At 37.1% G+C, this 16,538-nt stretch carries 9 protein-coding genes, 2 tRNA genes and 3 rRNA genes; 4 read left to right on the forward strand and 10 right to left on the reverse strand.

What is annotated here, in order from left to right:
* Nucleotides 1–17: 17 nt before the first annotated feature.
* The 4 genes from E0W69_RS16185 (at nt 18) to E0W69_RS16200 (ending at nt 4,165) form a co-directional block, all read left to right on the forward strand.
* Nucleotides 18–479: a GNAT family N-acetyltransferase gene (locus tag E0W69_RS16185; RefSeq protein ID WP_131331080.1), complete on the forward strand. Its 462-nt coding sequence runs from the start codon at nt 18–20 to the stop codon at nt 477–479.
* 92 nt (nt 480–571) lie between these two features.
* The gene (locus E0W69_RS16190; RefSeq protein WP_131331081.1) at nt 572–1,669 is read left to right on the forward strand and encodes an LptF/LptG family permease; all 1,098 of its coding nucleotides are present in this window, start codon (nt 572–574) and stop codon (nt 1,667–1,669) included.
* 193 nt (nt 1,670–1,862) lie between these two features.
* The gene (locus tag E0W69_RS16195) at nt 1,863–3,170 is read left to right on the forward strand and encodes a citrate (Si)-synthase, eukaryotic (RefSeq protein ID WP_131331082.1); all 1,308 of its coding nucleotides are present in this window, start codon (nt 1,863–1,865) and stop codon (nt 3,168–3,170) included.
* 146 nt (nt 3,171–3,316) lie between these two features.
* The gene (locus E0W69_RS16200; RefSeq protein WP_150926049.1) at nt 3,317–4,165 is read left to right on the forward strand and encodes a hypothetical protein; all 849 of its coding nucleotides are present in this window, start codon (nt 3,317–3,319) and stop codon (nt 4,163–4,165) included.
* Nucleotides 4,166–4,548: 383 nt separating this feature from the next.
* On the opposite strand, the gene rrf is transcribed toward E0W69_RS16200, so the two are convergent.
* The 10 genes from rrf to E0W69_RS16250 form a co-directional block, all read right to left on the reverse strand.
* Nucleotides 4,549–4,662 (reverse strand): 5S ribosomal RNA (gene rrf, locus E0W69_RS16205).
* A gap of 108 nt (nt 4,663–4,770) precedes the next feature.
* A 23S ribosomal RNA gene (locus E0W69_RS16210) occupies nt 4,771–7,579 on the reverse strand.
* 161 nt (nt 7,580–7,740) lie between these two features.
* Nucleotides 7,741–7,814 (reverse strand) — tRNA-Ala (locus E0W69_RS16215).
* A gap of 15 nt (nt 7,815–7,829) precedes the next feature.
* A tRNA-Ile gene (locus tag E0W69_RS16220) sits at nt 7,830–7,903 on the reverse strand.
* A 148-nt stretch (nt 7,904–8,051) separates the two neighbouring features.
* Nucleotides 8,052–9,572: ribosomal RNA gene (locus E0W69_RS16225) — 16S ribosomal RNA — on the reverse strand.
* Together the 16S, 23S and 5S rRNA genes with 2 tRNA genes alongside form the textbook arrangement of a ribosomal RNA operon.
* A 543-nt stretch (nt 9,573–10,115) precedes the next feature.
* A complete protein-coding gene (locus E0W69_RS16230; RefSeq protein WP_131331084.1) occupies nt 10,116–10,706 on the reverse strand; it encodes a YceI family protein in 591 nt (196 codons plus the stop codon).
* A gap of 74 nt (nt 10,707–10,780) precedes the next feature.
* Nucleotides 10,781–11,233 carry a MarR family winged helix-turn-helix transcriptional regulator gene (locus tag E0W69_RS16235; protein ID WP_131331085.1) on the reverse strand — a complete coding sequence of 151 codons (453 nt, stop codon included), beginning with the start codon at nt 11,231–11,233 and terminating at the stop codon, nt 10,781–10,783.
* 243 nt (nt 11,234–11,476) lie between these two features.
* Nucleotides 11,477–12,358 carry an energy transducer TonB gene (locus E0W69_RS16240; protein ID WP_131331086.1) on the reverse strand — a complete coding sequence of 294 codons (882 nt, stop codon included), beginning with the start codon at nt 12,356–12,358 and terminating at the stop codon, nt 11,477–11,479.
* A gap of 138 nt (nt 12,359–12,496) precedes the next feature.
* Nucleotides 12,497–15,904 carry a transcription-repair coupling factor gene (gene mfd / locus E0W69_RS16245; RefSeq protein WP_131331087.1) on the reverse strand — a complete coding sequence of 1,136 codons (3,408 nt, stop codon included), beginning with the start codon at nt 15,902–15,904 and terminating at the stop codon, nt 12,497–12,499.
* A gap of 56 nt (nt 15,905–15,960) precedes the next feature.
* Complete coding sequence (locus E0W69_RS16250; RefSeq protein WP_131331088.1) at nt 15,961–16,518, reverse strand: DUF1543 domain-containing protein; 558 nt, start codon at nt 16,516–16,518, stop codon at nt 15,961–15,963.
* Nucleotides 16,519–16,538 lie beyond the last annotated feature (20 nt).

The following is a 16,538-nucleotide window of genomic DNA, read 5'->3' on the forward strand; positions in this document are numbered from 1 at the left end:
TGATATTTTTGCAAATTATGTCAAATCAATCTATCGAAATAAGAGCTGCGCAAAAAGCAGATTGCGCGCGTATGTTAGAATTAGTACAAGAATTAGCAACATTTGAAAAAGCACCAGATGAAGTATCTGTAACGCTTGCTCATTTTGAAGAAAGTGGTTTTGGCGAAAATCCAGTTTGGTGGGGGGTCGTCGCTGTAGAAAATGATATCATTGTAGGAATGGCTATTTATTATATCCGATATTCTACTTGGAAAGGTCAGACGATGTATCTTGAAGATTTACTTGTTACGGAATCTCACCGTCAAAAAGGTATTGGACAACTACTTTTGAATGCTTTAAAAGTAGAGGCAAAAAAGAAGAATTTTCCATTTATTCGTTGGGAAGTATTGGAATGGAATGCTCCTGCGATTGCATTTTACAAAAAAAATCAAGCAGATTTAGATCCAGAATGGATCAATTGTACCTTGACGGTGAACTAACTATTACCAATATAATAACGTAAAATCTGAAAGCTATCGCTATTTAAACAATTACCTTTGTACTTTAGCTTCGACAATTAGGCAAGACGAGAATGAAAATACTGGACTGGTACATTATTAAAAAATTTCTTACAACCTTTTTCTTTGCAATATTTCTATTTGCAATTATCTCTGTGGTAATTGATGTAGGAGAAAAAACAGATGATTTTGTAAAAAGTGGTTGGAATTTTTCCCAGATTGTGATGAATTACTACATCGCTTTCATTCCGCATATATTGGCGCTTTTATTTCCATTATTCGTTTTTATTTCCGTGATATTTTTCACATCAAAGATGGCGGAGCGCGTGGAGATTATTGCCATACTTGCTAGTGGTACGAGTTTTAGAAGGATTTTAAGGCCTTATTTTATTACTAGTTTTGCATTAGCTGCTTTACTTTATTACTTGAGTGGTTATGTCATTCCGATTGCGGATGTCAAAGTTGCATATTTCGAAGATGTATATGTTCACGGAAATTCGAGTTATGAACAGTTAGTCAATCGTCAGAAAATCCAATACAAACGTATCGATTCCTTTTCTTATGCAGGTCTACGTAACTATGATACGACCACTAAAAAGGGCGGACCATTTTTTCTATACAAAATAAAAGATGGAGAAATGAACTACAATCTACGTGCTGAAAAGATTTCCTGGGATACGACACATCATCAGAATAAGTGGAAATTAGAAAACATATTTGAAAGAAATATCGATGGCATTCACGAGAAAGTCAAATTAACACCAAGTCGTATTGTCAATTATAATTTTATGCCTTCCGATCTTCGATATGATGAATATGCCCAAAATAAAATGACCACGCCTGAACTCGAACGGTATATTTATTTAGAAAAATTACGTGGAGGGGAAGAAGTAAATACTTATCTCATAGAATTATATCGGAGGATTGCAACGCCCGTTTCGGTTATTTTATTGACGATGATTGGTGCTATTATTGCTAGTAAAAAGGTTAGGGGAGGAAGTGGAGCACACTTGGCAATTGGTTTTGTCATCGCCGCTGCATTTATAATCATGGATAGATTTTCTACTATATTTTCTACTAAAGGAAATCTACCGCCAATTGTTGCTTCTTGGATTCCCAATATAACTTTTATGGTGGTTGCTATTTATTTATACAAAAAAGCACCTAAATAAAATTTTCAAAAAAAAATCTTAAACTGTTCGTTTTCAATATTGCTGCACTATCTTTACGAAGCCTATATGGGTGATTATTAACGAACTTTGCCATTATATAAACATAAAGAAAGCAAACATTAGTTTACTTTCTTTATGTTTTAGGAAATATTCAGTAGGCAGGTCAATTTTAGAGTGTTTTAAATTTGCGTAAATGGAAACGATTAAACAGAAATTTCACGCTATTGCTGAAAGCAAATCCGCTGAAATAAAGGAATTTATCAAGATTTATGGAGATACCACAATCGAAGAAATTAAGGTTTCTCAATTATACCAAGGGATGAGAGGAATGACTGCACTAGTAAGTGAAATCAGTTTACTAGATGCAAATGAAGGGATCAGATTCAGAGGATTTACCATACCCGAACTTGTTGAAAAATTACCTAAAGCCCCTAACAGTACACAACCATTACCAGAAGCTTTATTTTATTTATTACTAGTAGGAGAAATACCTACAGTAGAAGAAACTGAATACGTTTCTAATTTATTCAAAGAGCGTAGTGCGATACCTCAATATGTCTTTAATGCAATAGAAGCTTTACCAGTTGCGTCACACCCAATGACTCAATTTGTCGTTGGTATCATGGCATTGCAAACAGAAAGTAAATTTGCTGCTGCATATAGTAAAGGCATCAATAAAAAAGAATATTGGGATCCCATATTTGAAGATTCATTGGATTTAATTGCTAAACTCCCTCGTTTGGCTGCTTATATATACAGAAGAAAATATAAAAATAACGAACAAATTGAAGCAGATCCATCATTGGATTGGGCTGCAAATTTGGCGCATATGTTGGGATATGAAGATCATGGATTCCAAGAATTAATGCGGTTATATTTAACTATACATGCAGATCATGAGGCAGGAAATGTATCCGCTCATACGACACATTTGGTAGGTTCTGCATTGAGTGATCCATATTTGAGTTTCGCTGCAGGTATGAATGGATTGGCTGGACCTTTACATGGATTGGCAAATCAAGAAGTAATCAAATGGATTTTTGAAATGATTGAAAAGATAGGTACTGATGAACCTACTGCTGATCAAATCAGTCAATATGTAAAGGACACTTTAGCTTCTGGTAAAGTAGTTCCTGGTTATGGTCATGCCGTATTGAGAAAAACAGATCCAAGATTTACAGCACAACAAGAATTCGGAAAACATATTATGCCAAATGATAAATTGGTAAATATTGTTTGGAAAATATACGAAGTTGTTCCTCCAATATTAGAAGCAACTGGAAAGGTAAAAAATCCTTGGCCTAATGTAGATGCACATAGTGGCGCATTGTTAGTGCATTATGGAATGAAGGAATATGAATTTTACACAGTTCTATTTGGCGTAAGCCGCGCATTAGGAGTACTGTCTAATTTATGTTGGAATAGAATTTTGGGAATGCCTTTGGAAAGACCAAAATCTATGACTACAGATGCCCTAAAAGAAATTGTCAATGAAAAATAGTTAATTCAATATTTCTAAATAATCTAAAGCTCACTAAATTTCTTATTGAGCTTTTTTATTTTTATAAAATGAAGAATACATTTTTACTGTCAATACTATTGGTACTTACCACATCAAGTTGTAATACCCCATTACAACTCCAAAACTTGAATAAGGGAGATATTGACTATTGCATACCTAAAGAATATGCAAAAGAAAATATACCAATAATGAAAAATGAGGATTCATTACTTGCATTGCATTTAGAATATAATAATCATAGTCTAAGTAAACATGATAAATTAATGGCAAATGCAATAGGACTTATTCCTATCTTTCAGAACAATGGAACAAATCAAGAAAAATTATTAATAATACAGGAAAAAATAAGCAAATTTGACGAAGAAATTCAATCTGTGGCAGCACAATTAGATTGTGAGGGGGAACGAACAGATCAGATAGCAAATTATTTAGATAAAATAAACCAAAAAAGAACAACTAAATTAACAGCTCTTTCAATAATAGCAGGTTCACTTACTACAATACTTGCAATAGCATTCAAAAATAATGATACACAAAATGCAACAGCAATAATAGGAGGACTTACAAGTTCTATACTAAGTATCATCACCATAAACCCAAATGGGAAAAAAATAATTTGGAACCAAAACGAAAATATATTGGAGGATGTATGGGCTGAAAAAAATATCCATAGTTTTATTCCAGAAAGCCTTTGGTATGTCCTAAATACAAAACAATTTAGCAATTCAGGAGAGATTTCACTTGTACAATCAATAAAAAAACGTTGGGTTGACTATATCTTTAAAGGTCATATAGAACAAAGCGATATTAAGTTATATTATAAGAATGGAGGTACATATGTAGCTGAAGATTTACATAATAAAGCTACAATGTTAAATCAAATGCAAGCTACATTAAGATCTATCCATCAAGATTTGTCAAATTTTACTACACATATTGATACATATTATCATAATCAATCTTTAGTGCTCTAAATAGTAAGTAGTACTAATTGAATAAAAAAATAGTTATTATTATTAATAACATCAAACCTTTCTTCCTAAAATCTATAATTAATAGATAAACCTTTTCAGATAAATATAGCAAAAGGTGCCATTAAGCACCTTTCTAAAGATAATGTGTGTGTTCGTTGCGTATTGTGTTTTCAATAGTAACAAACGGCTCAGTAAAAATAACAAAAGAAATATATTAAACAAAAAACTAATGTTTGTAATTAATAAAAACCATTAAAAGGAAAAACAGAATTAATAACTTAGAATCTATCATAAACATACTATACCTTGTCTACCGAGAAAGATGGGGAAGTATCTGTAAAACAAAACAGCCTTTGTGATTTCTCACAAAGGCTGTAAAATAAATATGGCAGTTACCTACTCTCCCAGGGACAAGGCCCAAGTACCATCGGCCATAAGGGGCTTAACTTCTCTGTTCGGTATGGGAAGAGGTGAACACCCTTGGTAAGACCACCATAAAAAGGTTATACTTCGTAAATCATAAATCATAATTTATCATAAATCTTAATTCATAAATACTCCATATTTAATATCGTGACATATTGAAAAACTACTCTCTTTTTAATTTTATAAAGCTTACGGGCTATTAGTACTGCTCAGCTAAGATGTTACCACCTGTACACCTGCAGCCTATCAACGTAGTCGTCTCCTACGACCCTTAACAGTAAACTCATCTTGAGATAGGTTTCACGCTTAGATGCTTTCAGCGTTTATCCTGTCTGTACATAGCTACCCAGCAATGCAATTGGCATCACAACTGGTACACCAGCGGTACATACGCTCCGGTCCTCTCGTACTAAGAGCATGTTCCCTCAATTTACTTGCGCCCACCACAGATAGGGACCGAACTGTCTTGCGACGTTCTGAACCCAGTTCGCGTGCCACTTTAATCGGCGAACAGCCGAACCCTTGGGACCTTCTCCAGCCCCAGGATGTGACGAACCGACATCGAGGTGCCAAACCTTACCGTCGATATGAGCTCTTGGGTAAGATCAGCCTGTTATCCCCGGAGTACCTTTTATCCTTTGAGCGATGGCCCTTCCATACAGAACCACCGGATCACTTTAGCCGACTTTCGTCCCTGTTCGACGTGTCTGTCTCACAGTCAAGCACCCTTATACCAATATGCTCTGCGTACGATTACCAACCGTACTGAGGGTACCTTTGCAAGCCTCCGTTACTTTTTAGGAGGCGACCACCCCAGTCAAACTACCCGCCATACAATGTCCCCAATCGCATTGGGTTAGGTCCTAAACAACAGAAGGTTGGTATTTCAACAGTGACTCCCCGACTCCTGGCGAAGCCGGCTCATAGTCTCCCAACTATCCTACACATCGGTTGTTCAAGATCAATGTAAAGCTGTAGTGAAGGTTCACGGGGTCTTTCCGTCCCGTGGCGGGTAACCGGCATCTTCACCGATACTACAATTTCACCGGGCTCGTGGAGGAGACAGTGTGCAACTCATTAGACCATTCGTGCAGGTCGGAACTTACCCGACAAGGAATTTCGCTACCTTAGGACCGTTATAGTTACGGCCGCCGTTTACTGGGGCTTCAGTCAGAAGCTTTGGATTACTCCGAACATCCTTCCTTAACCTTCCAGCACCGGGCAGGCATCAGGCTCTATACTTCATCTTTCGATTTCGCAGGGCCCTGTGTTTTTGTTAAACAGTTGGTCGCACCATTTTATTGAAACCACATTGCTGTGGTACGCTTTATCCCGAAGTTACAGCGTTAATTTGCCTAGTTCCTTCTCCACGGCTCACCCGAGCGCCTTAGAATACTCTTCCCATCCACCTGTGTCGGTTTACGGTACCAGCCGCTATACTCGCTTTTCTTGGAACCTTCTCCCCTTCTTCACTTTGTCCGTAGACTCCGTTCAACGCACTATTCCGTAAGTACGTAGAAAGCTTGAAGATCCGTCACTTTTAATGTATAGCAGGTTCAGGAATATTAACCTGATTGCCATCAGCTTCCCCTTTCGGGTACACCTAAGGACTGGACTAACCCTGATCCGATTAACGTTGATCAGGAACCCTTGGATTTTCGGCGTTAAAGTTTTTCACTTTAATTATCGTTACTTATACCTACATTTTCTTTTGAAATCGCTCCACCATACGTCGCCATACGGCTTCGGTGCAATTTCAATGCTCCCCTACCAATGATACACTTAAGTGTACTATTACAGAGCTTCGGTTCATGGTTTGATACCCGATCATTTTCCGTGCAGAATCTCTCGACCAGTGAGCTGTTACGCACTCTTTAAATGAATGGCTGCTTCCGAGCAAACATCCTGGCTGTCCTAGAAATTCCACCTCGTTTGTTTAACTTAACCATGTATTGGGGACCTTAGCTGCTGTTCTGGGTTATTTCCCTCTCGGCCCTGCACCTTAGCGCACAAAGCCTCACTGCTGCAGATATTTGTTAGCATTCGGAGTTTGTCAGGATTTGGCAGGCGGTGAAGCCCCCTAGTCCAATCAGTAGCTCTACCTCTAACAAAATTCTTAATGCAACGCTGTTCCTAAAAACATTTCGGGGAGAACGAGCTATCTCTCAGTTTGATTGGCCTTTCACCCCTATCCACACGTCATCCCAAGACTTTTCAACGTCAACGGGTTCGGTCCTCCAGTTTGTGTTACCAAACCTTCAACCTGCACATGGATAGATCACAAAGTTTCGCGTCTACACCTACTGACTATGCGCCCTATTCGGACTCGCTTTCGCTACGGCTCCATTTTTTAAAAACTTAACCTCGCCAGTAAATAGTAACTCGTAGGTTCATTATGCAAAAGGCACGCCGTCACTTCTTGCGAAGCTCCGACCGCTTGTAGGCGTACGGTTTCAGGTACTATTTCACTCCGTTGTTCACGGTTCTTTTCACCTTTCCCTTACGGTACTGGTTCACTATCGGTGTCTGAGGAGTATTTAGCCTTACCAGATGGTGCTGGCAGATTCACACAGGATTCCTCCGGTCCCGCGCTACTCAGGATACTGCTCGTCCTAGTTAATTTCTGTTTACACGGCTTTCACGCTCTGCGGCTTACCTTTCCAGGTAATTCTACTTGATAACTATTTCTAAATGCAGTCCTACAACCCCGATACCGCACGCGGTATCGGTTTGGGCTATTTCCTGTTCGCTCGCCACTACTTGGGAAATCATTTAATTATTTTCTTTTCCTCTCCTTACTTAGATGTTTCAGTTCAGGAGGTTGGCTCTCTTGCGAGTGCTATATCTTCAATATAGCGGGTTGTCCCATTCGGAGATCTTGGGATATAATGCTCGTGTGCAGCTCTCCCAAGCTTTTCGCAGCTTACCACGTCCTTCATCGCCTCTCAGACCCTAGGCATCCACCATACGCCCTTATTTCACTTTAAATTTCTTTATTTACCCTGTCTAATAGTGTGGTGATCACACTATTAAACAGCATTGATTTCGTTTTCCAATATGTCAAAGATCTTTTGAGCTATAAGTTATAAGTGATGAGTTATAAGTAATTGAATACTTACGACTGAAGACTTATTACTTCTTACTCACTGTGGAGGATAACGGATTCAAACCGTTGACCCCCTGCGTGCAAAGCAGGTGCTCTAGTCAACTGAGCTAATCCCCCGAGTTATTTAACTCGTAGACCCGCCCAGATTTGAACTGGGGACCTCTACATTATCAGTGTAGCGCTCTAACCAACTGAGCTACGAGTCTGTCTATATAGCGACTCTTCGCCCTGAGGCATGAGCTGCATCCCTTACGCCCTTTCTTCTTATCTATAAGAACTTTTCTTCTGTACTCTCGTACAATATTTTTAAAAGACAATAAAACTACTAAATATTAAAAACCTTCGTATCTCTAAAAAGGAGGTATTCCAGCCGCACCTTCCGGTACGGCTACCTTGTTACGACTTAGCCCCAATTACTAGTTTTACCCTAGGCGGATCCTTTCGGTTACCGACTTTAGGTACACCCAGCTTTCATGGCTTGACGGGCGGTGTGTGCAAGGTCCGGGAACGTATTCACCGTAGCATTGCTGATCTACGATTACTAGCGATTCCAGCTTCACGGAGTCGAGTTGCAGACTCCGATCCGAACTGAGATAAGGTTTTTGAGATTCGCGCCTTGTCACCAAGTGGCTGCTCTTTGTCCTTACCATTGTAGTACGTGTGTAGCCCCGGGCATAAAGGCCATGATGATTTGACATCATCCCCTCCTTCCTCGCGCCTTACGGCGGCAGTCTCATTAGAGTGCCCAGCTTAACCTGATGGCAACTAACGATAGGGGTTGCGCTCGTTGCGGGACTTAACCCAACACCTCACGGCACGAGCTGACGACAACCATGCAGCACCTTGTTTCGTGTATATTGCTATAAATAGACCTTTCAATCTACGTCACTCACATTCTAGCCCGGGTAAGGTTCCTCGCGTATCATCGAATTAAACCACATACTCCACCGCTTGTGCGGACCCCCGCCAATTCCTTTGAGTTTCAACCTTGCGGTCGTACTTCCCAGGTGGATTACTTAATGCTTTCGCTCAGACACTTACTATCGTATCGCAAATGTCGAGTAATCATCGTTTAGGGCGTGGACTACCAGGGTATCTAATCCTGTTCGCTACCCACGCTTTCGTGCCTCAGCGTCAATCGTCCTTTAGTCAGCTGCCTTCGCAATCGGTGTTCTATAACATATCTATGCATTTCACCGCTACATGTTATATTCCGCTGACCTCAGCGACATTCAAGATCTATAGTATCAAAGGCAGTTTGTAGGTTAAGCCTACAGATTTCACCTCTGACTTATAAATCCGCCTGCGCACCCTTTAAACCCAGTGAATCCGGATAACGCTTGCACCCTCCGTATTACCGCGGCTGCTGGCACGGAGTTAGCCGGTGCTTATTCTTCTGGTACTGTCAAATATCTTAGAAAAGATGGTTTTCGCCCCAGATAAAAGAAGTTTACAATCCAGAGGACCTTCATCCTTCACGCGGCATGGCTGGTTCAGACTTTCGTCCATTGACCAATATTCCTTACTGCTGCCTCCCGTAGGAGTTGGGCCCGTGTCTCAGTGCCCATGTGGCTGATCATGCTCTCACATCAGCTAATGATCGTGGTCTTGGTGGGCCGTTACCCCGCCAACTAACTAATCATACGCACATCCGTCTTATCCCCTTACGTTTAATATTCTACTCATGCGAACAAAATATACTATGGAGTATTAATCCGGTTTTCACCGGGCTATCCTCCAGGATAAGGTTGGTTATGTACGTGTTCCGCACCCGTTTGCCGGTCGCCACCATCCGAAGACGTGCTGCCCCTCGACTTGCATGTATTAAGCCTGCCGCTAGCGTTCATCCTGAGCCAGGATCAAACTCTCCATTGTAAATGTTGTTGTCTGACCCGACTAGCTTCTCTCGAAATCTATTCGGTTCTTGTTGTTTTTTCGTTTATACTTCAGGTTCTTTTTACCCTTCGTTTTACTGTCTTTCAAAGATCTTTTAAAACTACTCTCTAGTAATCTTATTGCCAAATGTTAACCTCTCAGCCAATCATCCGTTCCGCTTAGCGGGTTGCAAAGGTAAGTGATTATTTTTATTTAAACAAAATTTATTTTTTATTTATTTTTCTAACTTACTCATTTTCAAGAACTTATCTCGTTATTCGCTTCCGTTTAACGGGTTGCAAAAGTAAACCAAATATTTAACTTAAACAAATTTTATTTAAATCTTTTTTCACCCTTTCTTAGAACTCTCCCCCCACTTCCGTAAGGGGGCGCAAAAATACACAATTATTTCATCTGGCAAAATATTTTGAGAAGTTTTTTATATTTTTTATCAAAATAGGCTCTAACTCTATATATAGATGTATAAAAATAAAGCCTCCATTAAGGAGGCTTATTATAAAATGCTTTGAAGTAATGTACAGATTAATCTTTTACTAATTCTGTATTTACCACAATGCTCACCATAGAAGCAACGGCTTCAACACCGCTTGGTAATTTATCATTATATTTCATACCAAATTGGTGACGATCAATTGTAGTAGTTGCAGTAAATCCAATTCTAGTTTTACCCCATGGATCTGTAATAGGTCCACCGTTTTGAGTTACAGTAAATACAACGGGCTTAGTTATATCTCTAATAGTAAGATTAGCAACCATTTTGTAAGTGTTGCCTTTTATTTTTTTAAATGACACGGAAACTAATTTCATTTCTGGGTATTTAGCCACATTGAAAAAATCATCCGTTTTTAAGTGATTATTTCTTGCTTCTACTCTTGTATCGATACTAGCAGTTTCGATGATGTAATCAATTTTTGCATCATTAAAATCTGTAGCAGATTTTGATTCCATCGTTCCAGATGCTTTTGTAAAATCTCCATCAACGAAACTTAAACCAAGGTGCTTAACAGAAAATGCCGCATCAGTATGCATTGGGTCTGCGCTCCATTTTGTCTGTGCAGAAACTGAAATGTAGGATAATGCACCTACGATCAAAAAAAGAAATCCTTGTTTCATTTTGTTTTTTATTTAAATTTATACGTTTTACGTTATTTTGTTGCAACAAATTTAAATGCAAATTTTTTAATTTGCTAATCTCTAATCTTGTCTAACAAGTCATTTAATTCAATTACTTCCTTTGTCGAAATACGCTCTCCAATACTTGCAGATATTATAGCAAGCTCATCAGAAATCTTTTGCGTCAAATCCAATCCTTCTTTTGTAATATCCACATCCATTTTACGACGATTTGTTTCACAAAGTTTGCGTTCAGCTAAACCTAAGGAGACTAATTTGTCAATCAATCGAGTAACATCATTACCCTTATCTAACATTACTTCTTTTATTTCACCAGGGCACATTGATTTAGGATGTGCGCCACGCAAAATGCGTAAAATATTAAAATGTTGCATTAAGATGCCATATGGCTTCAGTATATTCGCATGAGCATCACGAAGCCACGTATAGGTATATATAATATTAACTATCCCTTTCTCAACTTGATTATCAAACTTATTTTGTTTAATTGCGTCTTCGATCTTCATAATAATACTCTCTTTCCTTGATTCAAAATGCAAATATACCACATTTTTTGTTGCAACAAATATATTTTTAAAATGAAAATTTTTCATTTATCTACACAAACAACAGATTAATCTCTACATCTTTATTTACATAAAAATATAGAGACATCTTTGTGTTGTCAATCAAATGACAAAAAAATAAGTATAGTATAAGGGTCTAAATAGGTGAAAACGGCGCAATTTTTCTAATTTGCGCCCTATTTTTTATTCTAATACCTCAAACGTAATACTTTGCCTTTGTTGATAAGAAATAGGTCGATCATTTTGCATGGCAGGAATCCATTTTCCACTCATTTTAATAACACGCACAGCCTCCTCAGCCATCCCATACCCGGGATCCGTTTCAGCTTTAACATTGGAGACAACACCATTTTTATCTACCGTAAAAGCAACTATAACGGTATATCTAAGACCAGCAGGAGCTCCATTTTCTGAAGGAATATTTGAACGCAAACTTCTAGTTAGAAAATTTGTCCAACCACTTTTGCCAGTAGGAAATTGCGCTTCTTTACTAATATGTATAACATCTGTTTCAACGGCATCAACATTATTAGCATTACTATTACCATCTCCATCACCAACTTTAGGTCGTCCAAAACCGTCTCCTGACGGACCTTCAACTTTAACAGGCGGAGCAACTACAATCGTCCGATCTCCGGTCTGTTCAAAAGCCCCAATTTTCGTATCTACCAACTCTATCTGTTTATGAACACGATTCTTTTCATTAAACAGATCATCCTTTACGATATTAATTGAAGTGTTCTTTTTTACTTCTAGCTTTTTTGGATGATCATTTTGTTTGGAGTATGCCGGGGCTATTTCCTTTTTTGGTTTTACCACTGGTGGCTTAATTTCAACATGACTTAAATTTATGCCAGTCACTTCAACTAAAGGTAATTCAGCGCTACTTTTTTTATGATAGCCTAAAACAGACATAACTATAAATAAACTTCCAGATAATAACCCCAATGAAAGTATCATACGTTTATTATAATTTTTCCTAAGAACATAAGCACCATAGTCTTTGTTTCTACCTTCAAATAAAATATCTAAATAGGTTTTTTGTAAATAATCTTGGTTTTCCATAATTGATAAAATTTAAAATTATAACTATAGAATTTTGCCGGCAAAATCATCTGTAAATAAGATGACGAGGATATTTAATTTCCATAAAAAAAGAGCAGTTAATTTTTATAACTGCTCTTTTTCATTTGAATATATTAGTTAATCAATAACTGCATTATGCATTAGCGTTAAGAACCTTAGCATCTCTTCCATAGATTTAATAGGCTCAACGATTAATAAGAAATTTGTGGCAATTTGCTTCAATCTAGCCTTATTAGTTCCCGTTTGGATGTAAGAAAGTATCTTATTAAATAAAGGACTTTCGAAATAAGGGGAATCATTTTTATTGATAAAATAACAACGAAGCGTATCCGATTTGAGACTCATTTTTTCAAATCCTAATTTGATAGCCAATTGACGACATCTTATAGTAGTAAAAAGATCTTCTACCTGTATTGGCATGGGACCAAAACGGTCAATCAATTCTTGATGAAACTCTTGTAACTTTTCCTCGCTATCATAGTTCTCAAAACGAGTATACAAAACCATACGCTCAGTAATATTCTCCACATAGGTATCCGGAATTAAAATTTCCAGATCAGTATCTATCGTACAATCTGAAACAAAATCATCTTGCGCACTGATTTCATCTTTAAAGAGGTCTTTAAAATCACTACGTTTCAATTCTTTAATCGCTTCGTTCAAAATTTTCTGATACATATCAAAACCTATCTCTGCCATAAAACCACTCTGTTCACCACCCAACATATTTCCAGCTCCACGAATGTCTAAGTCTCGCATTGCAATCTGAAAACCACTTCCCAAATCACTAAATTGCTCTAGCGTTTGTAGTCGTTTTCTAGAGTCAGCAGGCAATGTACTCATTGGCGGCGCAAGTAAATAACAAAATGCTTTTTTATTACTACGACCAACACGCCCTCTTAATTGGTGCAAATCACTAAGTCCAAACTGATGGGAGTTATTTACAATTATAGTATTGACATTTGGAATATCTACACCACTCTCAACAATATTGGTACAAACCATTACATCGTATTTATGTTCTATAAAATCCATGATACGAGATTCTAACTCTTTACCTTCCATCTGCCCATGCGCATAGGTAATACCAATATCCGGACAAAGCGCTTGAATCATCGCAGACATTTCTTTTACACCTTGAATCCTATTAATTACGAAGAAAACTTGCCCTCCACGTTCTACTTCAAAATAAATCGCATCTCGAATAAAGTCTTGATTAAAAGTTTGAATTTCTGTGTGAATGGGTTGTCTATTTGGCGGAGCTGTTTGTATAATACTTAAGTCTCTGGCACCCATCAAACTAAATTGTAAAGTCCTGGGTATAGGAGTAGCAGTAAGTGTAAGAGAATCAATATTGGCACTTAAAGTTTTTAATTTTTCCTTGTGTCCCACTCCAAATTTTTGTTCTTCATCCACTATCATCAACCCTAAATTTTTAAACTTAACAGATGCACCTAGCAAAGCATGAGTACCTATAATGATATCCACTTTACCCTCAGTTAATTTCTGCAAGGTTTCTTTTTTCTCTTTCGCCGATTTAAATCTATTTACATAGTCTACAGTAATTGGAAAATCTTGTAAACGATCTTTAAAAGTTTGATAATGCTGAAAAGCCAATATAGTTGTTGGCACTAATACGGCGGCTTGTTTACCATCTAACGCGGCCTTGAATGCAGCTCGAATAGCGACTTCTGTTTTACCAAAACCAACATCTCCACACACTAATCTATCCATAGGAGAATCCTTTTCCATATCCGCTTTTACGTCCGCAATCGCCTTGGCTTGGTCTGGAGTATCTTCGTAGATAAAGGAGGCCTCCAATTCATTTTGCATATAATTGTCAGGTGAAAAAGCAAAACCTTTTTCCGCTTTACGCTGTGCATAAAGTTTGATCAGATCGAAAGCGACTTCCTTTACTTTAGTTTTAGTCTTTTCTTTTAATTTACTCCAAACATCTGAACCAAGTTTATTAATCTTTGGAATAGAACCTTCTTTTCCTGAGTATTTAGAAATTTTATAAAGCGAATTAATATTTACATATAGGATATCCTGGTCTTTATATATGATCCGAACTGCTTCTTGTGTAATTCCATTTACCTCTAACTTTTGCAAACCACTATACCGTCCCACTCCATAGTCAATATGAGTAACATAGTCTCCTGGTTGCAATTCTTTCAAAGCGCGTAAAGTCATCGCTTTGTTTTTATTATAGGCTTGCTTTACATAGTATTTCTGATAGCGCTGAAAAATTTGATGATCAGTATAACAAACAATTTTCAAATCATCGTCAATAAAACCTTCATGAATTCCAGTTACAATAGGATTTAATTTTACTTCCGTATTCAAATCTTCGAAAATACTATGTAGTCTTTCTAACTGACGAGCTTGCTCCGCAAATATGAATATACTATAGTTCTGTTTTTCGTAAGACTTAAGATTTTCAATTAACAATTCAAATTTCCTATTAAAGGATGGTTGCGATTTCGTATTGAAACTATAAACAGTTTCAGCTAAATGTTTTTGGTATCCAAATTCAATTATAGTCCTATTCTTAATCTGCGCTTCAATCAAATTACCACCAACAAAATCCTCTAAATTTAAGTTTTTTAAAATTTGAGTTTCGTTATCTTCCGCTTCTTCATTTTCTACAATTCCGGTATCCAGTTTTTGGATAAAATCTCTCAAATCAAGATTTTGCTTTTCTATAGTCTCTTTTACTACGTCCCAATCTTTTAGCCAATAAATAGTATTTTCTGGTAAATAATCCACTAAAGAAACCTTCTCACTCGAATCAAACTGAGTTTCAATATTAGGAATAATTGAAACATTTAGAAGTTTACGTTCACTCAACTGCGATTCAGGATCAAATATTCGAATACTATCTACGTCATTTCCAAATAATTCAACGCGATAAGGCTTTTCATTTCCGTAGGAGTAAATATCCAAAATACCTCCACGCAAGGCAAATTGTCCAGGCTCATAAACGAAATCAGATCGTTCAAAACCGTACATTACAAAGAGCTCCATCAAACTATCCAAATTAAGTTCGTCTCCTACTTTTATCTGAATAATATTCTCTTTTAATTTTTTAGGAAGAACGACCTTTTCAAATAAAGCATCAGCATAAGTAACAAGTGCTCCCCCTCGAATACCTTCTCTCAAATTTGAAAAATGGCTTAGCGCTTCTGTTCGCAACATCACATGTGAAGAATTCAATAATTGAAAATTTTTCTTCGTTTTAAATGATGATGGAAAATAATAGATATTCAAAGCATTTGTCAAATTAACTAATGTATTCTGGAAATAGGCAGCTTCTTCGGCATCTGTCAACACAAATACATGATTAAAAGATCTAGCTTCAGGCAAATTAAAAATGGTAGCTGCCATAAATTCTGGACCACTACCATTTAAATTTTGTAAAAATATTTTATCATTGCTTGGTTTGTTGGGCAATACAAACCCATCCACAATTTTTTTTTCGCGGATAATATTTTGAAATAGCCCTAATAATTCACTTAGGTTCATTGCATGGCAAAGATACAAAGAAATAAAGTTTCAGTATAAATTCTGATTTCAATTACTTATTTCAATAATGATAATTTTAAATATCCCAAATGCATTTTATCCTCTTCCTTCGCCTCAGTTAATCTTATTTGAATAGAATACTTTTCTTTAATTTCAGAAGGAAGGATTTCATCAATTGCATAAATATCGTCCACATCAACTCCATACTTATCATCTATATGTGAATTAGCACCAGCCATATTATAGTCAGAAAAAAAAGAAGATTTCTTTGCTAGTTTAATTGCTTCACTTTTATTATCTGCTACAATAATCATTTTATAGTGAAATTCGTCAAATTCATTTTCTCTATAACCACCAAGGTTGATAAAAAACAATTGCTTATCATTTTCAATACTGGAATCTCTTTCTTTGACTTCAACATGAAAGCCATTCACAAAATTCACTTCTCTCCATGCATCAATATGCAAACGACCAACGGATGCTGCTTCTCTCCATGAAGCTTTTATCTGAGGTAAAAGAGATTTTAAATCTTCTCCAATTCCAAATAAAATGTCGTGCTGTTCCGTCCATCGCCCTTCTGGACGTCCGCCAAGTAAAATCATAAATAATTTCATTATTCAAATATTTCATGCAA

Source organism: Rhizosphaericola mali, from assembly GCF_004337365.2.
Lineage (GTDB): Bacteria > Bacteroidota > Bacteroidia > Chitinophagales > Chitinophagaceae > Rhizosphaericola > Rhizosphaericola mali.